The following is a 24,594-nucleotide window of genomic DNA, read 5'->3' as shown; positions in this document are numbered from 1 at the left end:
GTCAAATCTCCATTACAACATAGGTACAATCAGTTTTAACAGATTGGGAAGCAGAATAAGAGATGCTACCATCACCGCAGCGATCGCACTAATTAAAACTGCACCAGCAGCGCAATCTTTAGCTATTTTGGCTAGCTCATGATAAGTTTGCTTAACCGTCAGATCGACCACTGCCTCAAGAGCCGTATTAATTAATTCTAGAACCATTACCATAGCGCAGGTCATGACGATTACTGCCATTTCCATAGCCTGAATTTTTAAAAAAATACCCAAGCAAACCGCCAGGGTACCAATAATAGTATGAATACGAAAATTTCTCTGGGTAACAAATGAGTAACGCACTCCCGCCCAGGCATATTTAAAGCTCAAAAATAAATTTGGTGCTACCTGCCAAGCTAAATCACGAATTATTTTCTTACTGGCTGTAGAAGCTTCGTTAGGAGTAGAAGCAATAATAGAGGATTTCATATTTATATCTAATAAAGGTAAGGTCGGATTATTTGTCTTGTTTGGTTCAATCATATTGATATCAAACTCGATCCGTATATTTACTTATTTATAATGTAATAGTAACTCAACAATTACATACAACTATGTTCAAATAAAACAGTATAACCACTTAACATTACTCACTAATTTTGCCGAACTTTTGATAAATGAACCAGTTTAGACTGTTGCTTCAACATTTTCTCTAGACTAATCTCATCGGGATGATCCCAACCTAACAGATGTAACACGCCATGACTAGCCAACCAAGCCAACTCCGTTGTTAATAAATGATTTTGCTCCTGTGCTTGTTTTTTAGCAGTGTCAAGTGAAATAATAACATCTCCTAAATAAAGAGGTTCAGCAATATCTAAAGGTAAAGGTATATCAGCCTCGGTAGCTGCAAAAGCTAAAACATCTGTAGGGCTGTCTATTGAGCGATACTGACAGTTAAGAGCCTGAATTTGGAGATCGCCTGTTAATCTCAACCCAATTTCGCAGTCTTGCTTTAAATTACTTATAGACTCAAGTGAGTCAAACCAAGCTTTAATCCAGTCGTCCCAAGGAATAGATTCAATAGCTTTTAAACTATTTGGGGATAAGTTCCCTTCATATACATTTTCGACGTAGATTAGAGCATTTATAGGCTGCTTAACATTTATGTCCATAGACTTGCTTGATTTATGGTTTTGTCAGGTAAGCTAGACCAATCAAAACCCCCACTAAACCAGCAGTAGTCAGAAAAAAGTGCCACAAAGATTGTCCTCCTTTGCGAACCATGTTCCGCATTGCTAACTTAACGTAGCTATCTTTGGGCTTGGAACTTTCTGAGATATTATCTCTAGTCCCGTCTGACGTAGCTTCAGGGGTTATAGTGGTTTCTGGTGCTTGTTTAGGCGCAGAATTAGTCATTATCTAGAGTTATTAATTAATTTTGAATTTGTATGGTTAAATAACATTTAACTAAATGATAGTACCTGAACACAAAAAAAACACAAAAATCCACTGCTTATAGGGACAGTTAAATTATCTACACCTAGCTTAGAGAAAGCTTCTAATATTGTGGCAACTACAGCAACCACTAGAGAAATTGACCATACCTGCCAACTATTCCCCTCTACAAATAATAAAATAGCCCCAGTAACGGTAAAAGCTGCCCCTAGCATCGCCAAAGAGCCTTCCCAGCTTTTAGTTATCCCACCGACATGATAGGGATGTTTGCCAAAACGCTGACCAATAATGGCTGCCATGCCATCTCCCCAAGCCATAATTAAAATGCCAATTGTTGTATATTGAGGGCTATCTTGCCAGAAACAGGCAGCCAAGACACCAATGCTGACGGCATAAAATAACGTACCAAAGCTTTTGCGCCCAACGCTTTCAATACTGGGAAGAATAGGAATAAGATAAGATGTAATGGCGATCGCCGCAGCAATTATGGCAGCACCAATAATTACCGCCGAGGATATATCCAGCCACCAAGCTAAAAGGATGACGTTGCCACTGCCAATATGAACAACTTTGCGGGTTAATTCGGGATCATCGACAATGAAGCGACTAAGAACGTCAGCTACAATAACTAACATTGCTAAGTAAGCAAAAACAGTTCCTAAGGGATACAAAAAAAGGGCGATAGCGTCTTGTGCAGAAGATGATTCTAAATTACCCATATATAAAATAAGATATGTGCTTGAATTTATTTTATTGTCTGTTGATTAGAACATTTGTGGAGTAAGAAATCATGAAAACTTTACTGCTGTGGCTAATTAAAGGTTATCGTCGCTTTATTTCTCCTCTTTTTCCTCCCACCTGTCGCTTTCAACCCACCTGTTCACAATATGCCATTGAGGCGATCGCTCTCTATGGAACTATTAAAGGGAGTTGGCTGGCGGTTAATCGTATATTACGCTGTCATCCTTTTCATCCAGGTGGCTACGATCCTGTACCTGCACCCAAAAAGAACTCTGACTAATTTACGCCAGATCGGGTTAAGTTAGTTTAGGCAAATTTAAAGGTTATGCTGATAATAATGGTAAATTTATGATCTAAAGATCCCTAGATTTTTTGTTTTTTGATTCAGTAGAACAAATACTAGCTCAACTTGAGCAACAGCCAGGTTGGGAGAAACTTCGTGAACATCGTCAACTCTTAAAATGCTGGCACGATACCGTCAGTCAAAATACGGCTCAACATACCCGCCCTCTTTACATTAGTAGGCAAGTGCTTTGGGTGGCAACATCGAGTGCAGCAAGAGCGCAAGAGCTTTCTTTTCAACGTTACACTCTACTCAAAAAGCTTAACAATCAACTGCCTTTTGTACTTAAAGATGTCCGCTTTTCATCTTCCCAATGGCATCAAGCAACTGTTCAAAATACTATTAATACCAACTTATTTAGTATTAGTGAGCAGCCGAAATTCAAACATCATTCTGTTGAATATAAAGCCTCAAATTTCAAGAGTAAGGAAGATCGTATATATTCTTCTACAGATGCAAAACTTGCAGCTAGACGCTGGTTAGAAACTATCAAAAAGAAATCATCATCTTTTTCTTGTTGTCCTCAATGTAATGCTTCTACACCAATAGAGGAGATTGAACGGTGGAATTCATGTTATCACTGCATTGCTCAAAAATGGTGTTCAGAATATATTCCCTCAACTTCTTCCTAGTTTTAATGAAAAAACTATAAAGGTTTATCTGCTTCTTATTCACGATCCCTGTAGGTTTTTCAGTAATTTTAGGTAAATTACTGAGAATAAATCTATTTTTGATACCGTTTTATAAAGTTATTGTTTCCATTCGTTACTCAATTATAAAGAGATTGTTAAGGCTTAATAATGCTTGGGGATCACTCTAAGCCTTAATAGATAATGGCTGCAATTGAATTTAGCGGTTTATGAAGTAAGCACAAAATAGAAGTAACGGAGATGGAATTAAACCGAAGTCCTACATAACCTAAATGGAAGAAATAAATTTTTCAACTTCAGCCTGTCGCTTCTGTCATTCATATAAGCCAGAGGGGCGTAGAGGTGGTTCTTGCCAAAGGTTAGGAGTACCTGTTCAAGGCAGTTGGAAAGCTTGTACACTTGCTTCTCATCCTTTTAAAACAACTTTAAAAAAATTAGAAGATATTTTTCACTATTCAAGTTCTGTAGAACCGATATCAACCAGTCAATTGACCTCAAAAGTATCCGAAATCGAGATCGTAGCTACGCGCAGGACACAATTTGTAAAAAATAAAGATGAAGCTTTGAGTTAATTAAAACTTGGCAATTTGGTATATTTATGTTTTTTTGCCTACCAAAAAAGTGCGTCCTAAGATTATGGGGACGCACTTTTGTTTTTCAAGGTAGCCAAGGATACTGTTGAAAATTTGGCGATCGCTTTTCTAAGAAGGCTTGTTTTCCTTCTGCTCCTTCTTCTGTCATATAGTAGAGCATAGTAGCGTTGCCAGCCAATTCTTGTAAACCTGCTTGTCCATCACAGTCAGCATTAAAGGCAGCTTTTAGACAGCGAATGGCAATGGGGCTTTTGGATAGAATCTCTTGTGACCACTTAATCCCCTCGGCTTCTAGGCGATCTATCGGTACAACGCAGTTAACTAAGCCCATTTCCCTAGCTTCTGTAGCGTTATATTGGCGACATAAAAACCAAATTTCTCTAGCTTTTTTTTGACCGACAATTCTTGCTAAATAGCTAGAGCCAAATCCACCGTCAAAACTACCTACTTTTGGTCCTGTTTGTCCAAAAATGGCGTTATCTGCTGCAATAGTCAAGTCGCATAAAACATGAAGTACATGACCTCCACCGATCGCATAACCAGCTACTAAAGCGATGGTTACTTTTGGCAATGAGCGAATCAAACGCTGTAAGTCTAAGACATTTAATCTTGGTGTGCCTTGTTCATCTATATATCCTGCTTTTCCTCTAATGCTTTGATCGCCACCAGCACAAAAAGCATATTTACCGTCTGTATGAGGTCCTGCACCTGTAAGCAAGACTACCCCTACAGTATTGTCTTCGCGAGCGTCGATAAAAGCATCATACATTTCAAATATAGTTTTGGGTCGAAACGCATTGCGCTTGTGAGGACGATTAATGGTGATTTTGGCAATACCATTCCATTTTTGATAAAAAATATCTTCGTAACTTTTAACTGTCTGCCATTCAACTTGCATAGATTATTGCCATATAAAGCAAAATAATTGTTTTCTAAAATTAAATCATTATTTAGCATAATGACGCAGAAAAAATAAAAGCTTAGAAAGAGATAAAGATAAATTGTGTTTTTATAATTAATATTTGAAAATAAGCTAAAAATACCTTCGAGACAGAACATATAGATTGAATTAGACTTATGGTCATCAGGGATCAATATAGAAAGATATAAAATATATCTAAAGACTGAAGAGTAATACTTAAAAGGTAATTACACTTATTTATGTAAACTAAAATTAAAACTTTACCTGCAAACAGAATTTCAGACTCGATCATTTAAGTCTCAAGGTTCTGGGAAGTAAAAATGACTAAGACACAAATAATTCCTTGCTCTAACTGTGGCGATCGCGCTGTAAAAACTATCAATGATTCGATTAAGCGCATTTCGTGTCGTAGCTGTGACTATCTGCTAGTTCAATGCGCTAAAACTGGCAAAGTGATTGAAGCTTACGCTCCAGGTGTCGAATGTCACCGCGTCAATTCTTCTTTTTCTGTTTCAGCCTAAATTTTTGAGGCTCTTAGCTGTCCGCAGGCTGCATCTGCTTCCAAGCCACGAGAATAGCGAACGCTAACGGCTATATTTGCCTCTTCTAGAATATCAGTAAATGCTTGAATGCGGCGTTTATCTGGTCTTTGATAATCAACTTCAGAAATGGGATTATAAGGAATAAGGTTGACGTGGGCTTGGAAGCCTTTAAGACACTGAACCAATTCCCTGGCATTTTCTGATAGGTCATTAACTCCTGCCAGTAGAACATATTCAAAGGTTACTCTTCTCCCCGTAACCTGAACATAATCGCGACATTCATCCAATAGATTATCTAAAGTGTATTTCTTAGCACTAGGGATTAATTGTTCTCGCAAAGCTTGATTAGAGGCATGAAGACTGACCGCTAGTACAATCTGTAGTTGATGTTGAGCTAACTGTTGGATTTTACCAGGAATACCCACTGTAGAGACAGTAAGCGATCGCGCTCCAATTCCGACATCTTGATTGAGAGATTTAACCGCAGCTACAACCTCATCAATATTTGCCATAGGTTCTCCCATACCCATAAACACCACGTTACTTACTCTCTGTTGGAAATCTTCTTGCACCGTCAGCACCTGATCGACGATTTCATAAGCCTTGAGATTGCGAGTAAAACCGCCTTTACCTGTGGCGCAAAAATCGCAGTCCATCGGACAGCCAACCTGAGAAGAAACACACACAGTCAAACGTTTAGAGGTGGGAATGCCAACTGCTTCAATAATCAACCCATCTCCAAGACGCAGCAGATATTTACGGGTAGCATCGGCAGCAACGCTACGATAATGAATTGTAGAGCGTCCCAAAGGATAATCAGCCATCTCTTCGCGCCATTTTTTAGGGAATACAGAAATATCCAAAAGCGATCGCGCTCCTTTTTGGTATAACCATTGGTATAGTTGCTTTCCCCTATAGGCAGGTTGCCCATGTTCTTCTACCCAAGCGGTTAACTCAGCCAAAGATTTGCCCAAGAGAACTTTAGAATTGTCTGATTTTTTTATTGTTTGAAGTGTCATTATGTCTTTACTAAGTGCCTGAGTAGAAAGGGGATGATTAAATTTACAAGTTGATTTTCTGCATTCGCATGGATGCGCAATATTTTTTGCCGATATTTTTAGTTTAGCTTTACCGAGTCGTCCTAATCTAGATGAAATGTTAAAGAATGCTCGTCCAAATGACCTGATTGTGATTTAGAAATTAGATCGTTTAGGGCGATCGCTAAAGCCTACTCTTTTACTCAGATGCTAAAATCAATAACGCATTTAAAATAGAAGCCGCTGCGGGAGAGCCTCCTTTTCTACCTTTTATTAAAATTTGCGGTACGTTTATCTCTGTTAGGGCTTGTTTAGATTCAATTACCGAGACAAAACCTACAGGAACACCGATAATTAATGCTGGTATGGTTTTTGAGGCAGAATTAGCAATCTGCTGACAAAGAGCAAGCAGGGCGGTGGGCGCGTTGCCAATAACATACACAGCCTGGGGATACTTTGACCAACATTTAAGCAAGCCTGTTTCGGTGCGAGTTTTTCCTGATTCGGCTATCTGCACCTGTTCAATAGCAGCAATAACTGGGTTTTTAAAAGTTTTTGCCACTAAACTAGTAATTCCCCGCTGCACCATCGTTACATCTGTCACAATTGGCGCACCTTCTTTGAGTGCAGAAATCCCAGAAGCGATCGCCTTGGGACTAAACTGCAACAGGTTCAAATATTCAAAGTCCGCAGTAGCATGAATTACCCGACGAGCGATCGCATATTCTTCTAGACTAAGATTATGCTCTCCTACCTCCTGGTCGATGATGGCAAAACTTTGTTCAACAATTGGATGATTTAACTCTTTAATTTTAAAACTCAATACTGCTCAACTATTGTAAATATTGTTTAATACAGTTATTGTTCATTGAATTGAACGGCAGCCCAATCAGGTTCACGATGATAATGAACCATGTCTTCAAACTTCCTTAGCTGTGCCTGTTCAATCACAAATTCGGGTAGTTCACTTTCCACTAAATAATCGTTAATTTGCGATAGAACAATACAAAGGCGATCGCGGTTTAAACTAGAAGGTATATCACCAAAATATCCTAAAGTAATATGAGCCGTTAAGTCATACTGCTGTTCAATTCCCAAACCAATCAATCCTGAATTCTGATAAAGAGAGCGTCGCAATTTAACTACCAACTGATAGCTTTCTTGGTCTTTAGGGACTAAACAAGCCATAATTGCTCTAGGTCTGGTGATAATTCCCCATAATTGCCAGGAAAGAGATTGATTAGCCGATATAGAATCTTTATACTGCTCAAAACTAACAGCTACTTGATTGCGTAACTCTTGATCGAAACTAGGATTTGCTGCTGCTATTTGCCGATAATTATCATCCCAAACTAAGTCTGCCAAAGTAAAATGGAAACTTGTTGACGGCAAAGGAATAAAAAAGCCAGGCTCTAGTTGCTGAGATAATTGCTGCTGTAGGTTTTTTACCTGCTTATAAAAACCTTCGTTGGCTGTATCTTCTTTCGCAGGAGGAGTAATTACACTGTACCCAGGAAATGATACTGGCTTGCCGTCGATATACTTGGGAGAGTGTTGAACAGTTTGTAATTGCATCGAACAAGCGCTGGGTAAGGTTAACCTAGCAACTCGGTTGATATAGTCTTGATATGATTCGTCCAATCTAACTTACCTCTGATTCAATTATTTTGGTTAAATAACTAGCATTGCTGTTATTACCATTAAGTCTCATATATATTTATTGTGCCGTTTAAATAGCAGAATGAGATCACAAAACCATGTGCAATTGTAACCACCGAAGGCGGAAAACGGTTGACTTGGTTAAATTTAGCCTATCGGCTAGCAAAATAACTAGCTGTATGGTCAACATTGTCATAATTAAAGAATTCGAGCTAAATTTCAAAGCATCGTCATGGTTGGCGATGCTTTGAATGTGTCAGTTGATGAGTAGATTAAATAATTTTAAATTTGCGCAAACCAAAGTATAGACCTAAAGCAATTCCTGTATACAAGCCAATAATTAATACAAAAGCAATTACGCCACCCATTGAATATCTCCTTTAAGATTTTTTAAAATTTATAACTACTGATTATTTTACCTGATTGTCTAAGGCTCTTATGAGTTAAGTCTATTTTGTGCCAATTTGAAAGAAATCATACATTACTAAAAATTGAGCAAAGATTGATACGCCTAAATTTGGTAATGTAATTTCTAAAAATCAGCATTGAAAGAGCATTTTAAAGAGATTAACATCATTTTATATAATTATGAACTAAATTTCTCAATTGTAAGCTAAAATCAGGCTGAGAATTTGAAACTAACTCAAAAATGCCTGATACTAATACCATTAATATTGCCATTGTTGGATGCGGTTTTGTAGCTGATTATTACCTAAAAACCTTGCAAAACTATTCAGAATTGAGAATAGCAGGAGTATATGATTGGAAGCAAACCAAAGCGGAACATTTTGCTCAATACCATCGCCTTCGGGTTTACGCCTCATTAGAAGAATTGCTTGAAGACCAAGATGTAACGCTGGTTGTCAATTTAACAAACCCCAAAAGTCACTATGAAATAACCCTTGCTTGTCTGAAGGCGAATAAGCACGTTTACTCAGAAAAACCTTTGGCAATGGAAATGGAGCAAGCAGAAGAATTGGTTGATTTCGCCGAACGACAAGGACTATATTTAGCCTCAGCCCCGTGCAATCTTTTAAGCGAAACCGCACAAACAATGTGGAAGGCACTACGAGAAGAAGTAGTAGGGGAAGTTTTCTTAGTTTATGCTGAGATGGATGATGGATTAATTCACAAGATGCCCTACAAATCTTGGGTTAGTGAGTCGGGTATTCCTTGGCCATACATAGACGAATTTGAAGTAGGCTGCACTTTAGAACACGTTGGTTACTATCTTTCTTGGTTTCCTGCCTTTTTTGGACGAGCAGAAAGCGTTACTGCCTTTGGTTCTACTCAAATTAAGGACAAGAGAACAGATGTATCCTTGGAGATAGACTCCCCCGATTTTTCTGTAGCCTGCATCAAATTTGCTTCAGGAGTAGTGGTTAGGTTGACCTGTAGTATTATTGCCCCTCACGACCATAGTTTGCGAATTTTTGGAGAGGAGGGAATAATCAGCATTAAAGACTGTTGGTTTTATAATTCTCCTGTGTATATCAGGCGAATGTTTAATCTGCGACGCAAGAGATTTATAAGTCCTATTAAGCAGAAATACAAGCTTAAAAATAGTCACAAATCCAAAAAATTCAACTATCGCGGTGCTTTTCAAATGGATTTTGCTAGAGGCATTGCTGAAATAGCCAATGCAATTAGAGAGAATCGTCCTTGTCGCCTTTCGGCTCGATATTCTCTTCATGTTAACGAGTTAGCTTTAGCAATACATGATGCTAGACAAACCAATGGCACTTACAAAATCAAGTCTTCTTTTGAACCTATTAAACCCATGCCTTGGGCTAAATAAAGCAACAGTTTTTAAATAAAGCATTGAACAAAGCAATTTAAATCTGAGTAATGTCATCACAATTTATACGCTGGGGAATATTAGGTACAGGTTTTATAGCAGGAGAATTTGCCAAAGGGTTAAGATCTGTCCCAAATGCACAATTATTAGGTGTAGCTTCTAGAAAACAGGCTAAAGCTCAAGCTTTTGCACAAATATTAGGTATACCACGAGCTTATGAAAGCTATGAACAATTAGTCAATGACCCCGATCTTGATGTTGTTTATGTTGCTACCCCAAATCATACCCATAAGGATTTGTGTATTTTAGCTTTAAAAGCTGGCAAGCCCGTTCTCTGTGAAAAGCCTTTTGCTCTTAATGCCCAAGAGACTCAAGAGATAATTCAAGTAGCGCGCAGCCAAAAGCTGTTTTGCATGGAAGCAATGTGGATGCGTTTTATGCCTTTGATTCAAGCAGTAAAAAGAAAAATTGAATCAGGTGAAATAGGCGATCTTAAAATGCTGAGTGCTGATTTTGGCTATCCTTTTGCTTACGATCCTGATAGTCGCTTTTTTAAACCAGAATTTGGAGGTGGAGCATTATTAGATCGCGGTGTTTATGGACTGTCTTTGGCTTATTATCTTTTTGGAGAGCCTTCACAGATAGTCGCTCAGGGGGCGATCGCTCCTTCTGGTGTAGATGAACAGTCTACAATTTTATTAAATTATCCTCAAGGAAAACTAGCTACCTTATCTCAATCCCTTTGTACCTATAGTTCTAACCAAGCAGTAATTATGGGTACTAAGGGCAAAATTATTATTCACGAACTCTTTATTAAACCTGAAAAAATATCTGTCAGCAAGTTTTCGCAATTGACTCAATCTTATCCTTCTCCTTTGATACCTCCCAATTTTAAACAGAGGTTGGTTGCCGCTGCCAAACAAAACAGACTAATTAAGCGCGGGTATATGTTTATTTCCAGCCTGCTTGTGTCTGACCAAACAACAGTCGAACTCATAACAGGCAATGGTTATAACTATGAAGCATTAGAAGTTATGAACTGCCTTAAAAATGGGCAATTAGAAAGTGAAGTCATGCCTTTAAATGAAACTCTCAAAATTATGGAAGCAGTCGATCGCATTCGTAGCCAGTGGTAGTGAGCAATGCCATTGAGCTTGAAAAATACAGTTACTTAATCAACACAAAGCAAATTATCAATCTATTTTAATCAATAATTATACCGAGCAAAGCGTATTTTAAATAAAAAAACGTAAGTTATAATACTGCATTTTTTATCTTATGAGCATCAGCTTACTGATATTTATATAGGTAGATTTAACGTCTTTATTAACTGAGAACATTTGCAAAAGTATTCGTTTTAATTATTTACGCTACATCTGGAGTTGAATAAAAAATCATTGATAATCTGATACTATTTAACTGAATCTGTAAATCTTCACCTAAACTTCATCCATTTACGGATAATTGCTGGGCAGTAAAGACAATTGTTAAGGGAAGAATAAGTTTATAAAAACTGTTTTATATTCTTTCTTTGATAATTATGTCTAAGCTTTTAGTTTCGCAATATCATCAAGAAGTAGAAAAACTAATTCAGTACGGTGGAAAAAGCAAAGAAACTGCAACTAGATCGGCTTTTCAAAATTTGCTCAACGGGTATTGTAAACCTAAAGACTATCTATTAATTCCCGAACTAGATTATAAAACCAAAACAGGAACAACAATACGACCTGATGGCACAGTTAAAGACGCTATCAGACTTGATTATGGTTATTGGGAAGCGAAAGATAAATATGACAATTTAGACCGAGAAATAGAAAAGAAATTTGCCAAAGGATATCCCGACAAAAATATTCTGTTTGAAGATTCTCTAACTGCCGTTTTAATTCAGCATGGATCTGAAACAGGTCGTATTGACATGAAAGATACGTCTGGTTTAGATGGTTTAATCGGTGAATTTGTCAACTATGTTCCCCCAGAAGTAACTAATTTCCGTCAGGCGATCGCATCATTTCGGGAAGATATACCCAAAATTTTAGTTGCGTTACGAAATTTAATTGATATACAAACAGAAACAAATCAGCAATTTAGCGATGCTAGAGATAAATTTTTAGCTATTTGCCGACAGTCGATTAATCCTGAGATCGGTTTACTCGATATAAGAGAAATGATTATTCAGCATATTCTGACTGAAGATATTTTTATTAGCATTTTTAATGAGACGCAATTTCATAGAGAGAATAATATAGCCAGAGAATTGCATTTAGTAGTTAATACTTTTTTCACTGGCAATGTTAAAAGAAATACGTTTTCTAAAATAAATAGCTACTACGAAGTAATTAAACGCACCGCAGCAAATATTGCTAACCATCACGAAAAGCAAAAATTTTTAAAAGCTATATACGAGAATTTTTATCAGGCTTATAATCCAAAGGCTGCGGATAGATTAGGAATAGTTTATACTCCTAATGAAATTGTTCGCTTTATGGTAAATAGTGTTGATTATTTAACTCATAAACACTTTGGAAAATTACTTGAAGATAAAGACGTTCATATAATTGAACCAGCAGTCGGTACAGGCACTTTCATTACTGAACTAATTGAGCATATTCCTAAACACAAACTCAAGCATAAATATCAAAATGAAATTAACTGTAATGAAATTTCAATTCTTCCTTACTATATTGCCAACCTTAATATTGAATATACTTATAAGCAAAAAATGGGTGAGTATGAAGAGTTTAATAATATATGTTTAGTTGATACTCTTGAGCATACTTACTTTGAAGGTAAGCAGGGTAATTTATTTCATTTAAGTGTTGAAAATACCGAAAGAATTGACAGACAAAATAAGAATTATATATCGGTAGTACTTGGCAATCCACCATATAATGCAAAACAGGAAAATTTTAATGATGATAATGCCAATCGTAGCTATAAAGACGGCATAGATAAAAGAATAAAAGAGACGTATATTAAACACGGTACAGCACAGAATCAGAATAGCGTTTACGATCCTTGTACTCGATTTCTTCGTTGGGCTTTAGATAGGCTTAATAATGATGGAATTGTAGCTTATATTGTCAATAGATCGTATATAGATAAAAGAATTTACGACGGATTCAGAAAAGTTGTTGCAGATGAATTTAGCGATCTTTATATACTAGATTTAGGTGGAGATGTACGAGCTAATCCTAAATTATCAGGGACTACTCATAATGTTTTTGGTATTCAAACAGGTGTCGCTATTTTCTTTATGGTCAAGAAAGAAAATAAAAATACTTCGCCTTGTAAAATATTTTATTCTCGTCGTCCAGAATTGGAAGTTGCAAGGGATAAATTAGAGTTTCTGTCTACCACTAAATTTACTGATGTAGATTTTATTCATACGATACCCGATAAACAAAATAATTGGATTAATCAAACTGATAATGATTTTGATGAACTGTTACCGTTGATTGATAAAGATGTTAAAGCTGGTAAATCTGAGAAATCAATATTAAAGTTGTACTCATTAGGTGTAACTACAAATAGAGATGAATGGATATATGATTTTGATAGGCTATTTTTATTAGACAAAATTTCATATTTTACCAAAATTTATAATTCTTCTGTAAAAGATAAGAAAAAAGATTATTCAATAAAGTGGAGTTCTTCTTTAGAATCTTATTTTAAGAAAGGAATAAAAGCTGATTGCAATAACGATTTAATCTTAAAATCGCTTTATAGACCTTATGTGAAATTAAATCACTATACTGAAAAGTTATTTAATCACAGACTTACAAATAACCATTACGAAATGTTTTCAAAAAATCTTAGAAAGAACAATTTGGTTATTGCGTTTTCAGGTATAAACTCTAATAAACCTTTTCATTGCCTAGTATCAAATCTACTAATTGGCTTAGACACTCTTGAAAAAACTCAATGCCTTCCTCTTTACAGCTACGATGACTTAGGAAATCGCATTGAAAACATCACTGACTGGGGATTACAACAAGCACCAGTTCTTTTTAAAGGAAGTACTAACGCTTTATGGTTTAATCAGTGGCTTGAAGAGCATCTCATTCCCGAATTGAATCCGAACTCTACTCTTATTCTTGATAATGCAGCATTTCATCGGCAAAATGATGTATTTCGTATTGCCGAACAAGCGGGTCATAAAGTTTTGTTTTTACCGCCCTATTCAGCCGATTTTAATCGTATCGAACAAGACTTTGCCATCCTCAAAAAAAGACGTATTTATTCCGCTCCTGGTACTTCTTTGGATGACATCCTTAAATCATACGCAAATTATTTAGAATGACTATACTTATATTGGGACACTTGCTACGCGAACTGGAGTTCGCCGCCGTTGCTTACGAGCAGTTCATTTTTCTGTCCTAACCAGTCAACGTACTGCGATAATTAGAGTAGAGCATTGCATTTACCATTCAATTATCTCTTGTTCATGTTTCCCAGTTGGTTACCTTCTAACGCTAGTAGTTTAACTGAATCAACCTCGATCGCTTTGGCAAAACAGATTCAACAAGACTCTATCTCCACACCTTTATCCAAAGATAGTATTGCAACTACGTATACAAATCTAGGACAGGGTGGCACACCAATATTATTAATCCACGGCTTTGATAGCTCTTTATTCGAGTTTCGCCGCTTACTACCTTTGCTAGCAAAACAACAGTCAACTTGGGCGGTAGATTTATTAGGATTTGGCTTTACCCAACGAAATTTAGATATTCCCCTCAATCCCCAAAACATTAAAATCCATTTATATCACTTCTGGCAGACTTTTATCAAGCAGCCTGTTATCTTGGTAGGTGCATCTATGGGTGGTGCAGCAGCAATAGATTTTACCCTGACCTATCCTGAAGCGGTAAAAAAACTGGTCTTGATAGACAGTGCAGGTTTAGCCAAGCAGCCAGCTATGGGCAAGTTTATGTTTTCTCCTCTAGATTATTTTGCCACCGAGTTTCTGCGTAATCCCAAAATTCGTCAAAGCATTAGTCGTGCAGCTTATTTTGATAAAAACTTTGCCAGTTTAGATGCTCAAGCGTGTGCTGCACTTCATTTAAAATGCGCTAACTGGAATAAGTCTTTAATTGCCTTTACTAAAAACGGTGGCTATGGTTCATTTGCAACTCGAATATCCCAGATACAGCAGCCAACTTTGATTTTATGGGGTAAGCAAGACAAAATCTTGGGTACAAAAGACGCTGCTAAGTTTGCCCAGGCTATTCCTGACAGCCAGCTTATCTGGATTGATAATTGTGGTCATGTTCCCCATTTAGAACAGCCCCAAATTACGGCTGAGGAAATCTTGAAGCTAGCCAGATAATGCTAAATCCGATTGACAAAGGTAGTTATCAACTTTCTGACCTCTGACCTCTGACCTCTGACCTCTGACCCCTGACCTCTAAAATAAATAACTTACCTATACGAACAAGATTTAGTATAACGGGGTTGCCCAGCAGATAACCTAAAATCAGACTGCAAAAAGACAACGCTTATTTGATAGCTTTGTTATCCGCCAATTGCTTTTGTTTTAGTTCAATTTGTTCAAACCGATTAATTAAAGGCGATATCTTTTGTTCTTCATTTTCCACATAATCATAAATGTTGGCAAAATTACGCTCAATTTCTTCATAAATAATATCCAATTTAGAATTCAATTTAGCCGATAATTCCCTTTTAAAACGAGCCTTTTCCCGATCGAGTTGGTCTTCAAATCGACGAATCATTTTGCGTTTTTTGAACACCAATGTTCCGCCAGCAAAGAGAATACCCACCCCTGCAAAAGCCGTGCCAATGATATCTAATAATACAATCTCGGTTAAAGCTGCGATCGCCGTACCCGCAACCGTAGCTGCACCAGCACCCACAAGCCTAGGAGCAACACAAGCATTAAGTGATTCGATTGAATAAAGAAAGGTTTTGTCATTAAGTAAGGTAGCTACTTTTTGCTGTACTTCCTCAACAATCTCTTGACGACTTTCAAGAGTACTAACATTAATCGTATTGGTGCTAATCTGATTGACTTTTATATCATGTAAATCATTGACTAGGCTTTGCAAAAGTCTTTTGATTCCGCCGACAAAATGCTTGATGCCATCTTGGGATATTTCTCCTAAAGAAACTTTTAGCTCGTTTTCGCAGCTTTGTTTTAATTCATCCATCCAGCTTGGCGCAGATTTTTTAGTCCGAAACAAAACAGCAAAAGAACCTTTAACCATCGTTAATAGAGATAGTTTTTCACGGAAGTCTGCTTTTACTTTGGCGGTGATTGAATCGTATTTAGTCAGTAGACGATTGATTAAAGATTCCAGTTCAAAACCTGACTGTCTTTTATTTTGCTGTAATTTGGCTTTGATTTTGCCGACTACTAGTCGATCTTTAACTAATTGCTGCTCAATCGCTAACAAGTCTTTTCCTAGTAAATCAATAATTTTATCGCTAGTTTTTGCTACTCCCTGTAGCTTAAGCCTTTTAGTCCCGCCATCTTGAAGCGTCTGCTGAATATAGTTTCTTACTTCTGTAAAGCCACTATGCTGCTGATCTCCATTTACTTCCAACTCGACTGAAGTAGCAAAGACCATCGGGTATCTAATACCCTTTTGCAATGCCAACTCTGTCAGCTTTTCTTTGTTCTTGGCTAATTCTTCGGGTTTAGCTAAATCCGCCTGTTGCAGTACAAACACGACTTTTTTGCGCCACTCGGTATTAACATAATCTAACAATTCCCACGCGCTGCGAGTATAAGGATTTTTGGCAAAGAAAACAAAAAAGATTAGATCGCTATTAGGAATAAATTCCTGAGTAATCTCCTGATGATTATCAACAACAGTATTTGTCCCAGGAGTATCTACAACAGATAAGGTTTTTAGAATTTCGTTAGGTAAGCCAATTTTACGTAGATATTGATTAATCGGCTGCTCAAACCTCTTTTCACTATAGATAATCTGCTGAATAATATCCGTACAGGGATCGGCTGCGGTTTTACAGATATCTGACTGAAGTAAGGCGTTAATAAAACTGCTTTTTCCCGCCTTAACTTCTCCCACCACCACAAACAAAAATGGCTCGTTGATGTTTGCCTGTAGATTACGAACCGTTATTTGTAATCGCTGATTATTTATATCTGTGGCAAAAACCTGTAGCTGACTTAATAAACTATCTAAGCCTGATTGATATTGAGCCAATTCCTGATTAACAATAAGATCGTCCATTTTGCAGAAGTAATAAGTAATAAATAATAAGTATTAATCTTTTATAATCTACTAAAACTGAACATTTTCAATTCAGTACATTTAAAATTAGCTATGTCAAAATCAACTATATCTAAAACAGTAACATTAGCTAAAAATAATGAATCAGACTAGAGCAGTATTGTGTGGATATTATGGCATGGGTAATGCGGGAGACGAAGCATTACTAATGTCTTTGTTACAAATGCTGCCCAAATCAGTTGAGCCTATTGTCTTATCAGGAAATCCCCAGGCAACCAAAAAACAATACGGAGTTCTTAGCTATCGTCGTAAGTCAACCTTGGCGATTCTTAATATTCTAAAACAATCTGATATCTTTATTTGGGGTGGTGGCAGTCTGATGCAGGACTCTACTAGTATTGCTAGCCCCATATATTATGCAGGCTTAATGGCTCTAGCTCAACAAAAAGGCTTAAAAACGATCGCCTGGGCGCAAGGAATTGGGCCATTAAATAAGTCCTTGACTCGCTGGCTGACAAAACAAACATTATTGGGCTGTGATGCGATTAGCGTTCGGGATACAGCTTCTGCAAAATTACTCAGCAGTTGGCAAATAAATTCTGTAATCGCCCCCGATCCTGTATGGGCATTGCAAAGTAAGCCAGTAACCAGTTTAAAAGATGTATCCCAGCCAAAAGTAGCAGTTGTTTTGCGATCGCATCCTCTACTGACAGCCAACCGTTTACAAACTTTAATCGAGGCTTTGGGAGACTTTCAGAAGCAAACTAATAGCTTTATATTACTAATTCCCTTCCAGCCTGTTCAAGATCGGGCGATCGCCGATAAAATTGCAACACAGCTAGAGCAAAATTATACAGTAATGTCAATTGCCGATCCTCAAGAATTAAAAGGATTATTTAAGCAAGTAAAAATGGCGATCGGTATGCGCTTACATAGTTTAATCATGGCAGCAGCAGAAGGCTGTAACTGTTTTGCCCTCAGCTATGATCCCAAAGTCAGCTACTTAATGTCTGAGATCGATTTACCAGGATATGAGTTAACTAATCTACCTGACGATCCTCAAGAAATTAGCCGTACTTGGCAAGAACACTATGATCATGGAGAAGCTTTAGATAGGGTTCAAATTCAATCGATAATCGATCGCTCATTAATTCATCAGCAATTGTTGAGTCAAGTGATTACTAATAGTTAACGAACCTTGGCATTTTTTAGCGCAACGTTTAAGCTATATTTAGCTAAATCTAAAGCTAAGTAAACCAATAAACATCATTAATTGACATTTATACTAAAGTTTAGAAAATAACAAAACAGCAATGATTGTCTAGCCAACAATTATGGCATACTCATCTATGAGTAATTGCTTAGGTTATTTAGATTTTATGGCTGCAATATTTTGACCAACCTAGATATAAATATTATGAGCGAAGTTAACAATAATGCTGCTTCAGTCAACTCAGAATCTGATGTTGAATTTATTTACTTTACAGATGATTATCCAGCAGAGGATCGCAATAAAGTAAGGCAAATAGACAGTAGCCAAGCTATCGAAAATGATTCTAATTCATCTGATAGTAATTTTAACCAGGACGAGCATTATCCACTCAAGAGCAACTCTGTAGAGCAGCAGAAATCTTCGCAAACAAAAATGAACTGGCAAAAAGTTGCTCACAAATTACGAGAATATTCTCGTAATTTATTAAAAAACGTATTTCGACTTGAACAAGAATTAGCAGATATAAATAATAAGTTTAGTAAACAGATTGAAAAAGCTCGTAGTAGCGATTTACTTGTAGCCCAACAGGCGGAAGAAATTGAAACCTATCAGGTAAAGATAGCCGATTTAAATCAACAAATTACCCAGAAATTATCGGGATTTCTACAAACAACAGAAAAGAAAAAAGCTGTTATTGATAATTTAGTTCAGCAAAATGAATTATTTCAACAACAAACTGCTCAGTTAGAAAGAGAATGTACTTTGTTACAGGAAAGCTGCAATAATCAAGCCTATGAATTAACTGCTAAAGATGAAGAAATAAAAGATTTAAAGGCAAAACTTAGTCAGCAACAGCGTCATACAATTCAGCATAAAGCCGAACTAAAACACTATACCGAAAAAGTTGCTGAGTCTAATCAGAGCGTCGATCAAAATCCAGTAGTTGATTCTAATCAAACTGATTTGCATCGTAAATCCATCAAGCCTTGGACAGCTTACGCTACCTCAGAAACGAAACTTTCTTTACCTCAAACTAAGCCTTCGGTAATAGCTAATCAAACCGTTAAGACGGCAGCAGAAATTGCAACTTGGTCAGCATCAACCTCGCAGCAAGTAGCTAAACCCAAAACAGCAGCTAAGTCTTCTTTAAGCAAAAAACCACAGTCTTTAGCAGCGGTTGATTTACCTACTTTTCCTCGACGTACATAAATCTGTTCATGCTTAGAAATTCCCAATATAATCTGTAATCAATTAATGTCGTCTTTTATACGAAAAGTTGCTGAGCAAATCAGCTATCTTCATTTAGAGTGGTAAGTCAACAGTAAAGTATGGTTGCTTGCGTTTAGATAAGTATGCGAATTGAGCAGTTGCAAGCATTTATTGCGATTACAGAAACAGGAAATTTTGGGCATGCAGCTAAAAGATGTGGCATTACCCAGTCTACTATTAGCCGTCAAATACAGTCATTAGAACAAGATTTGGGTTTATCCTTATTTCACCGTAGCACCCAAGCCAAGTTAACCTTAGGCGGGGAAAAGTTGTTGCCTAGGGCGCAAAAAATTTGCCAGGAATGGAGCAAAGCTACTAATGAATGTGCAGATTTAATTGCTGGTAAGCAGCCTGAACTCTGTGTTGCAGCTATTCATTCGGTTTGCGCTCATTATTTACCGCCAATTCTGCAACAATTTTGTCAAGACTACCCTGAAGTCCAGTTGAGAGTTACGGCTCTAGGTAGCGATCGCGCTTTAAAGGTTTTGCGGGATGGCTTGATTGATTTGGCAATTGTGATGAACAATCGTTTTCTCACTGCTTCTGCTGAAGTTGAATTGACTGTACTTTACGAAGAAGAGATAGATGTTTTGATGGCTGCCGACCATCCTTTGAGCAAGCTAACAACTATTCCCCTTTTGGAATTAGTTAAGTACCCCCAGATCGTGTTTAAAGATGGCTATGGTATGCAAAGATTAGTTCAAGACTGGTTTAAAGAGCAAAATGTGCAAGTTAAAACTGCTATGGAGTTAAATACTCTTGATGCTTTTCGAGGAGTAATTCGCCAGGGAGAAATGATTGCTCTTTTGCCCAACAAAGCTCTGATCGATTCCTATAATGACCCCACCCTAGCCATCAGACCTATTTCTCAACCTGATATAGCCACAAGCATCACTGGAGAAATAGATGCAGTTTTAACCCGCCAGGTAGTGATGGTGACAACTCGCGATCGCCTGATGATTCCTCCCATTGCTCACTTTTACCAACTAGTCAAAGATATGGCAAAATCTGCCAACCAGTCTACTATGCAGCTAATCAGTAAGTAATTAAACTAACAGGGTCAAAAAGCTTATAGCTTAGAGCTTAAAACAAAATCATTCTCAATTTAAAAATGAACCCAGACAGATCATGAGCGATGAGTTTCGAGAATTATTAAAAAGAGTTGGTAGCGGTACTCATACGAGCAAAAATCTTACTCGTGCTGAAGCCGCAAAAGCTACTAAGATGATGTTGTTGCAAGAAGCGACTCCTGCGCAAATTGGAGCTTTTATGATTGCTCATCGAATCAAGCGTCCAACTCCAGAAGAATTAGCGGGAATCCTCGACGCTTTCGATCCATTAAGTTCAAAGATAGAAATCAACCCAAAACACTCTTATAAGCCAGTGGTGTTAGGCACTCCTTATGATGGGCGATCGCGAACTGTGCCAGTTACCACAATTACCGCCTTAATTTTAGCTGCTGCGGACATCCCTGTCGTCATGCACGGAGGAGACTGTATGCCCACCAAATATGGCATTCCCCTGAGCGAAATTTGGCAACAGCTAGGAGTAGATTTTTCTGAGTTCAACCTAGCTCAAGCTCAGAAGATCTATAACCAAAGCAACGTGGGCTTTATTTACCTGCCACAACACTTCCAGGCTGCTCATGATTTTGTGACCTTTCGTGAACAAATCGGCAAGCGTCCTCCTTTCGCCACTGCGGAATTAGTCTGGAGTCCTGTAACGGGAGATTGTCATTTGGTAGCTGGGTTTGTCCATCCACCAACCGAAGAGCGTTTTCGCTCAACTTTTAAGCTTCGTCAGACTAAAGACTTTACTTTAGTTAAGGGTTTAGAAGGTAGCTGCGATCTTGCTTGTAGTCGTACAGGAATTATTGCTATGAGTAGCTCAGAAAAAAGCTTTGAACGCCTTTTACTTGACCCAAAAGACTACGACTTGAATGGTTCTGATATTCCCTTAGAATCCACAGAGCAGGCGATCGCTTTAATTAAAGCAGTTATTCAAGGAGATAACAGTAAACTATTTCCTGCTGCCATCCTCAACGGTGGTTTTTATTTATGGCGTTTTAAACAAGCTTCTAGTTTAGAATCTGCTTTTGAGTTAGCCGAAAAAATATTGTCTACAGGAGAAGTTGCAGCCAAACTTACTCAGCTACAAATGGGTGCAAAAACTGCAACACTTATTTAAATGCTGGCTGTTTGACACAATCATTTCAAAAGCTTTCAGTGTACAGGTTTTATTTTTGGATTCTCAAGGTGCTTTTTGATAGAGCGATCGCTTGAAAGTATTAAAGTAGTGTACTTAGTGTGCTGGCAAAATAATGTATGCTTATTAAGCTTTTTGTAATTTCAGCATTGTAATGTTGAAAGTAATCCATAAAAATCCTACGCTGTAGCCAGCAACCACATCTGTCGGCCAATGTACACCTAAGTAAAGTCTACTCAAACCAATCGCGACTATTAATATTGCAGCCATACAGTAGAAGACTTTGACATATCGCGGATAATGGATTCCTAGCAGATAAGCTAAAAAACCATACAGCACAATCGAACCCAAGGCATGACCGCTGGGATAACTATAAGAAGTTTCGGATATTAGCAACTTCCAAAGTTGAGGGCGAGGTCTGCTAAAAGCTAACTTTAATCCGTAACTGAGAACTGCACCACCCAAACAGTTGAGCAAGAAAATTTTAGCTTCTTGATGGTAACGTCGCCACCATAATATCCCCAAAGTAAGTAAGGCAATAAATACCACTGTACCTGGATTGCCCAAGCGTGTAACGTTTAGCATTATCCTATCTAATGTTGGATTGGCAAATTGATGTATCCAGAGCAGAATAGCTTTATCAAAACCAAAAGCTTCTCGTTCTAATACATCTTCGGACAGTTTGGCTAATATATAAATAATTGCCAAGCAGATCAACAGTCCCAGCGTGCCAATCGTGGCAATTAAAGAAACTATTTGAGGGTTGACTTTTTGAAGCCAAAAACTAGCTAGCTTGTGTAACCATGGTTGCATAATGAAAGTAAACTACTCTACACAAAAAATTGAACTTCTATGCTGACATAAGCAGTGCGCTAACTGGTAGAGTTAAAAGCGCGATCGCAACAGTTGTAATTATTGGTTTAAGCATGATGGGTTTCTTTTACTTAAAATATAAAATGTAGATTAGATATGTACCAAGGCTACTTATCTAATCTACTTTTCAAAATAAGTAAAAAATGTCAAGAAGTTTGCAAGAAAATTACGTAAATATATTTAAAATATTGGATCTTCAGATACCTTAATCGAATCTCTCCTTCATCCGTTGCCACTCTCAAAAACATGAAGGAGTAATTTTTGCTTAAATCTTATAAAGTTCCTGATATTTTATTTCTAAAGTAAGTTGTCCAACAAAAATTGAACACTTATGAACTTTTTAGATAAAGCTATTTTAGCTACGTTCCTGATTAATATCTTTAGCTTAGGTGGATTAGTAGCACGAGCATCAATTAAGACTTCTCAAGCCAATTGGGTTGCCTCTCAACGTGCCAAGGACACTCAAGTAGCAAAAAGTAATCATGATCATAGGGATGCAGATAGGGCTGTAATAGAGCAATTAGAAATTTTTGCCCAAGGTTTGCTAGTTAATGACTATACCAACTAATAAACAATTAAAAAAAGGGAACACTATATAGCAGACTTATCTAACTCCTAATTTTATTGGAAACATAAACTTATGAAAATTGAAAATCTTAGAAAAGAGAATAACGCAGATCGAGTCAGAATAATCGCCAAGGTAATTTGGGAAAATTGCGATCGCCCTAGTCAAGATGTTTATTTTGAAACGACCAGTGAATTTGGTGACGCTCTTTTTCTTAATCCCAACTCTTTTTTACTAGCCTGCGCTCTACCTGCCATGCGCTATGGAGAAAAGCGAATTGCCATTGATGCGCCGATTTCTCCTGAGATTAAAGATGGTTTAATAAACTCAATGAAGTGCCTGATCGATTGGCACGGTCAAGGTCGTCAGGTAATCGAGATCGAAGCTCCTATTGAAACAGAAGTTTTGTTTACCGATAAGCCACCTAGAGCAGGCGCATTATTTTCGGGTGGCATTGATGCTTTAGCGATGGTAAGAGATAATCATCTCAATTTTGCCAAAGATCACCCCCGACACATTAAAGATGGCATCTTAGTTTATGGGGTTTTGCAAGGAGAAAACGAGCAAGATCCTAGTTTTCAAAACGTAATTAATGCCGTAAGCGCAATGGCAGAAGATGCAGGGATTAAACTCATTCAAGTTTATACCAATGCCTATGCTCATTTTCGCGATTTAGATCCTGACTTTAGCTTTTGGCGATTTGAATATCATGGTTCTTTTCTCGCGGCGATCGCTCATGCCTTTGTGACTCGACTAAGCGTTGCTTCAATTGCCTCTACCTATGACTTTGCCAACCTAGAACCTTGGGGTTCTCATCCTCTGCTCGATCCTTTATATAGCACTACTAGTTTACAAATACGCCATGAAAATGCTGCTTTATCTAGGTTAGAAAAAACAAAGCTAGTTGGAGAATGGGATGTAGCTTTAAAACATCTGAGAGTTTGTAATGAAAAACAGAGCTATAGCCAGGGTAACTATAACTGTGGCAAATGTGAAAAGTGCGTCAGGACAATGACGGCATTTTTATCTTTAGGATTGCTAGAGCAAATTTCTACCTTTAAAGAAAAAGATGTCTCCAAAGAAAAGTTAGTTAATACTTGTTATCTCAGCGATAACTATGAAGAAAATTGTTATCGTGAATTGATTAAACCTTTAACCGACATAAATCGCCTAGATTTAGTTGATGGCATTAAGCAAATTAGCAAGCGATACCATGAACAAGATTTGAAAGGCATGATTAAACGTCTTGATAGAACCTTATTTAAGGGTAATTTGTTAGAAATTGGTCAGAAACTTAAAAAGTAAAACAATTTATCTACGCGAGCTTGACAAAGATATTCTACATACTTCCTTTGACCACTTTCGCCGTCTGGTACTATTGCGATCGCAATTTGAGTGTTTAGCCTATTATCAAGAAAAGATGCTTTAAAAGACCATAATTTTTAGAGTATCTTTCTCTTACCTGCTAATAACTTGGAATAACGTGGGTTCGACAAAATTAAAAGACAGTACAAAGGGCTAACACGCATA

The 24,594-nt window shown here is 37.4% G+C and carries 25 protein-coding genes and 1 pseudogene; 15 read left to right on the top strand and 11 right to left on the bottom strand.

Going from position 1 to position 24,594, the window contains the following annotated elements:
* Window positions 1–12: 12 nt before the first annotated feature.
* From SLP02_RS04340 to SLP02_RS04325, 4 genes are all read right to left on the bottom strand, one after another.
* The gene (locus tag SLP02_RS04340; protein ID WP_319419424.1) at window positions 13–522 is read right to left on the bottom strand and encodes a diacylglycerol kinase family protein; all 510 of its coding nucleotides are present in this window, start codon (window positions 520–522) and stop codon (window positions 13–15) included.
* Window positions 523–632: 110 nt separating this feature from the next.
* On the bottom strand, window positions 633–1,154 hold the full coding sequence (gene ybeY / locus SLP02_RS04335; RefSeq protein ID WP_319419423.1) for an rRNA maturation RNase YbeY: 522 nt from the start codon (window positions 1,152–1,154) through the stop codon (window positions 633–635).
* Window positions 1,155–1,167: 13 nt separating this feature from the next.
* On the bottom strand, window positions 1,168–1,398 hold the full coding sequence (locus SLP02_RS04330; protein WP_319419422.1) for a DUF3285 domain-containing protein: 231 nt from the start codon (window positions 1,396–1,398) through the stop codon (window positions 1,168–1,170).
* Window positions 1,399–1,445: 47 nt separating this feature from the next.
* A complete protein-coding gene (locus tag SLP02_RS04325; RefSeq protein WP_319419421.1) occupies window positions 1,446–2,156 on the bottom strand; it encodes a diacylglycerol/polyprenol kinase family protein in 711 nt (236 codons plus the stop codon).
* A gap of 71 nt (window positions 2,157–2,227) precedes the next feature.
* Here SLP02_RS04325 and yidD point away from each other — a divergent pair, with 71 nt between their 5' ends.
* The 3 genes from yidD (at window position 2,228) to SLP02_RS04310 (ending at window position 3,743) form a co-directional block, all read left to right on the top strand.
* Window positions 2,228–2,458, top strand: a complete 231-nt coding sequence (yidD, locus tag SLP02_RS04320; protein WP_319419420.1) for a membrane protein insertion efficiency factor YidD — start codon at window positions 2,228–2,230, stop codon at window positions 2,456–2,458.
* Window positions 2,459–2,550: 92 nt separating this feature from the next.
* Window positions 2,551–3,153 (top strand): DUF721 domain-containing protein, encoded by a 603-nt coding sequence (locus SLP02_RS04315; protein WP_319419419.1) that lies wholly within the window; start codon window positions 2,551–2,553, stop codon window positions 3,151–3,153.
* A gap of 290 nt (window positions 3,154–3,443) precedes the next feature.
* A complete protein-coding gene (locus tag SLP02_RS04310; protein ID WP_319419418.1) occupies window positions 3,444–3,743 on the top strand; it encodes a hypothetical protein in 300 nt (99 codons plus the stop codon).
* Window positions 3,744–3,828: 85 nt separating this feature from the next.
* Here SLP02_RS04310 and menB read toward each other — a convergent pair whose 3' ends face one another.
* Window positions 3,829–4,662 (bottom strand): 1,4-dihydroxy-2-naphthoyl-CoA synthase, encoded by an 834-nt coding sequence (gene menB, locus SLP02_RS04305; RefSeq protein ID WP_319419417.1) that lies wholly within the window; start codon window positions 4,660–4,662, stop codon window positions 3,829–3,831.
* A 344-nt stretch (window positions 4,663–5,006) separates the two neighbouring features.
* Between menB and SLP02_RS04300 the strand changes: the two genes are divergently transcribed.
* Window positions 5,007–5,207 carry a hypothetical protein gene (locus SLP02_RS04300; RefSeq protein ID WP_319419416.1) on the top strand — a complete coding sequence of 67 codons (201 nt, stop codon included), beginning with the start codon at window positions 5,007–5,009 and terminating at the stop codon, window positions 5,205–5,207.
* On the opposite strand, the gene rlmN is transcribed toward SLP02_RS04300, so the two are convergent.
* The 4 genes from rlmN to SLP02_RS04280 form a co-directional block, all read right to left on the bottom strand.
* Window positions 5,204–6,247, bottom strand: a complete 1,044-nt coding sequence (gene rlmN / locus SLP02_RS04295) for a 23S rRNA (adenine(2503)-C(2))-methyltransferase RlmN (protein WP_319419415.1) — start codon at window positions 6,245–6,247, stop codon at window positions 5,204–5,206. The two genes, SLP02_RS04300 and rlmN, sit on opposite strands and share 4 nt — an antisense overlap.
* 217 nt (window positions 6,248–6,464) lie before the next feature.
* Window positions 6,465–7,088 carry a cobalt-precorrin-8X methylmutase gene (locus SLP02_RS04290; protein ID WP_319419414.1) on the bottom strand — a complete coding sequence of 208 codons (624 nt, stop codon included), beginning with the start codon at window positions 7,086–7,088 and terminating at the stop codon, window positions 6,465–6,467.
* A 35-nt stretch (window positions 7,089–7,123) separates the two neighbouring features.
* Entirely contained in the window at window positions 7,124–7,906 is a 783-nt protein-coding gene (locus SLP02_RS04285; protein WP_319419413.1) for a DUF1868 domain-containing protein, read from the bottom strand.
* 290 nt (window positions 7,907–8,196) lie between these two features.
* Window positions 8,197–8,292, bottom strand: a complete 96-nt coding sequence (locus tag SLP02_RS04280; RefSeq protein WP_319419412.1) for a cytochrome b6-f complex subunit PetL — start codon at window positions 8,290–8,292, stop codon at window positions 8,197–8,199.
* 281 nt (window positions 8,293–8,573) lie between these two features.
* Between SLP02_RS04280 and SLP02_RS04275 the strand changes: the two genes are divergently transcribed.
* The 4 genes from SLP02_RS04275 (at window position 8,574) to SLP02_RS04260 (ending at window position 15,051) form a co-directional block, all read left to right on the top strand.
* Window positions 8,574–9,722, top strand: coding sequence for a Gfo/Idh/MocA family protein (locus SLP02_RS04275; protein WP_319419411.1), 1,149 nt, complete (start codon window positions 8,574–8,576; stop codon window positions 9,720–9,722).
* A gap of 50 nt (window positions 9,723–9,772) precedes the next feature.
* Window positions 9,773–10,858, top strand: a complete 1,086-nt coding sequence (locus SLP02_RS04270; protein ID WP_319419410.1) for a Gfo/Idh/MocA family protein — start codon at window positions 9,773–9,775, stop codon at window positions 10,856–10,858.
* Window positions 10,859–11,262: 404 nt separating this feature from the next.
* Window positions 11,263–14,022 (top strand): type ISP restriction/modification enzyme, encoded by a 2,760-nt coding sequence (locus tag SLP02_RS04265; protein ID WP_319419409.1) that lies wholly within the window; start codon window positions 11,263–11,265, stop codon window positions 14,020–14,022.
* A gap of 144 nt (window positions 14,023–14,166) precedes the next feature.
* Entirely contained in the window at window positions 14,167–15,051 is an 885-nt protein-coding gene (locus SLP02_RS04260) for an alpha/beta fold hydrolase (RefSeq protein WP_319419408.1), read from the top strand.
* Between the two features lie 169 nt (window positions 15,052–15,220).
* On the opposite strand, the gene SLP02_RS04255 is transcribed toward SLP02_RS04260, so the two are convergent.
* A complete protein-coding gene (locus SLP02_RS04255) occupies window positions 15,221–16,939 on the bottom strand; it encodes a dynamin family protein (protein ID WP_319419407.1) in 1,719 nt (572 codons plus the stop codon).
* Window positions 16,940–17,078: 139 nt separating this feature from the next.
* On the opposite strand from SLP02_RS04255, the gene csaB reads away from it, so the two are divergent.
* From csaB to SLP02_RS04235, 4 genes are all read left to right on the top strand, one after another.
* A complete protein-coding gene (gene csaB, locus SLP02_RS04250) occupies window positions 17,079–18,131 on the top strand; it encodes a polysaccharide pyruvyl transferase CsaB (protein ID WP_319419406.1) in 1,053 nt (350 codons plus the stop codon).
* A gap of 225 nt (window positions 18,132–18,356) precedes the next feature.
* Entirely contained in the window at window positions 18,357–19,361 is a 1,005-nt protein-coding gene (locus tag SLP02_RS04245; protein WP_319419405.1) for a hypothetical protein, read from the top strand.
* A gap of 143 nt (window positions 19,362–19,504) precedes the next feature.
* Window positions 19,505–20,467, top strand: coding sequence for a LysR family transcriptional regulator (locus SLP02_RS04240; RefSeq protein ID WP_319419404.1), 963 nt, complete (start codon window positions 19,505–19,507; stop codon window positions 20,465–20,467).
* 82 nt (window positions 20,468–20,549) lie between these two features.
* A complete protein-coding gene (locus SLP02_RS04235) occupies window positions 20,550–21,608 on the top strand; it encodes an anthranilate phosphoribosyltransferase family protein (protein ID WP_319419403.1) in 1,059 nt (352 codons plus the stop codon).
* A 144-nt stretch (window positions 21,609–21,752) separates the two neighbouring features.
* Here SLP02_RS04235 and SLP02_RS04230 read toward each other — a convergent pair whose 3' ends face one another.
* Window positions 21,753–22,439: a phosphatase PAP2 family protein gene (locus SLP02_RS04230; protein ID WP_319419402.1), complete on the bottom strand. Its 687-nt coding sequence runs from the start codon at window positions 22,437–22,439 to the stop codon at window positions 21,753–21,755.
* A 240-nt stretch (window positions 22,440–22,679) separates the two neighbouring features.
* Here SLP02_RS04230 and SLP02_RS04225 point away from each other — a divergent pair.
* The 3 genes and pseudogenes from SLP02_RS04225 to SLP02_RS04215 all read left to right on the top strand — a co-directional run.
* Window positions 22,680–22,757: pseudogene (locus SLP02_RS04225) on the top strand (hypothetical protein); the annotation flags it as partial.
* Window positions 22,758–22,830: 73 nt separating this feature from the next.
* On the top strand, window positions 22,831–23,067 hold the full coding sequence (locus SLP02_RS04220) for a hypothetical protein (protein ID WP_319419401.1): 237 nt from the start codon (window positions 22,831–22,833) through the stop codon (window positions 23,065–23,067).
* A 72-nt stretch (window positions 23,068–23,139) separates the two neighbouring features.
* The gene (locus SLP02_RS04215; protein WP_319419400.1) at window positions 23,140–24,369 is read left to right on the top strand and encodes a hypothetical protein; all 1,230 of its coding nucleotides are present in this window, start codon (window positions 23,140–23,142) and stop codon (window positions 24,367–24,369) included.
* Window positions 24,370–24,594 lie beyond the last annotated feature (225 nt).

Source organism: Pleurocapsa sp. FMAR1 (assembly GCF_963665995.1).
Lineage (GTDB): Bacteria > Cyanobacteriota > Cyanobacteriia > Cyanobacteriales > Xenococcaceae > Waterburya.
This window is presented reverse-complemented; position numbering and strand designations above follow the sequence as displayed.

Coding starts and splice junctions, on each gene's coding strand:
- SLP02_RS04340 (WP_319419424.1), bottom strand. CDS start 522: ATGATTGAACCAAACAAGACAAATAATCCGACCTTACCTTTATTAGAT.
- ybeY (WP_319419423.1), bottom strand. CDS start 1,154: ATGGACATAAATGTTAAGCAGCCTATAAATGCTCTAATCTACGTCGAA.
- SLP02_RS04330 (WP_319419422.1), bottom strand. CDS start 1,398: ATGACTAATTCTGCGCCTAAACAAGCACCAGAAACCACTATAACCCCT.
- SLP02_RS04325 (WP_319419421.1), bottom strand. CDS start 2,156: ATGGGTAATTTAGAATCATCTTCTGCACAAGACGCTATCGCCCTTTTT.
- yidD (WP_319419420.1), top strand. CDS start 2,228: ATGAAAACTTTACTGCTGTGGCTAATTAAAGGTTATCGTCGCTTTATT.
- SLP02_RS04310 (WP_319419418.1), top strand. CDS start 3,444: ATGGAAGAAATAAATTTTTCAACTTCAGCCTGTCGCTTCTGTCATTCA.
- menB (WP_319419417.1), bottom strand. CDS start 4,662: ATGCAAGTTGAATGGCAGACAGTTAAAAGTTACGAAGATATTTTTTAT.
- SLP02_RS04300 (WP_319419416.1), top strand. CDS start 5,007: ATGACTAAGACACAAATAATTCCTTGCTCTAACTGTGGCGATCGCGCT.
- rlmN (WP_319419415.1), bottom strand. CDS start 6,247: ATGACACTTCAAACAATAAAAAAATCAGACAATTCTAAAGTTCTCTTG.
- SLP02_RS04280 (WP_319419412.1), bottom strand. CDS start 8,292: ATGGGTGGCGTAATTGCTTTTGTATTAATTATTGGCTTGTATACAGGA.
- SLP02_RS04275 (WP_319419411.1), top strand. CDS start 8,574: ATGCCTGATACTAATACCATTAATATTGCCATTGTTGGATGCGGTTTT.
- SLP02_RS04270 (WP_319419410.1), top strand. CDS start 9,773: ATGTCATCACAATTTATACGCTGGGGAATATTAGGTACAGGTTTTATA.
- SLP02_RS04265 (WP_319419409.1), top strand. CDS start 11,263: ATGTCTAAGCTTTTAGTTTCGCAATATCATCAAGAAGTAGAAAAACTA.
- SLP02_RS04260 (WP_319419408.1), top strand. CDS start 14,167: ATGTTTCCCAGTTGGTTACCTTCTAACGCTAGTAGTTTAACTGAATCA.
- SLP02_RS04255 (WP_319419407.1), bottom strand. CDS start 16,939: ATGGACGATCTTATTGTTAATCAGGAATTGGCTCAATATCAATCAGGC.
- csaB (WP_319419406.1), top strand. CDS start 17,079: ATGAATCAGACTAGAGCAGTATTGTGTGGATATTATGGCATGGGTAAT.
- SLP02_RS04245 (WP_319419405.1), top strand. CDS start 18,357: ATGAGCGAAGTTAACAATAATGCTGCTTCAGTCAACTCAGAATCTGAT.
- SLP02_RS04240 (WP_319419404.1), top strand. CDS start 19,505: ATGCGAATTGAGCAGTTGCAAGCATTTATTGCGATTACAGAAACAGGA.
- SLP02_RS04235 (WP_319419403.1), top strand. CDS start 20,550: ATGAGCGATGAGTTTCGAGAATTATTAAAAAGAGTTGGTAGCGGTACT.
- SLP02_RS04230 (WP_319419402.1), bottom strand. CDS start 22,439: ATGCAACCATGGTTACACAAGCTAGCTAGTTTTTGGCTTCAAAAAGTC.
- SLP02_RS04220 (WP_319419401.1), top strand. CDS start 22,831: ATGAACTTTTTAGATAAAGCTATTTTAGCTACGTTCCTGATTAATATC.
- SLP02_RS04215 (WP_319419400.1), top strand. CDS start 23,140: ATGAAAATTGAAAATCTTAGAAAAGAGAATAACGCAGATCGAGTCAGA.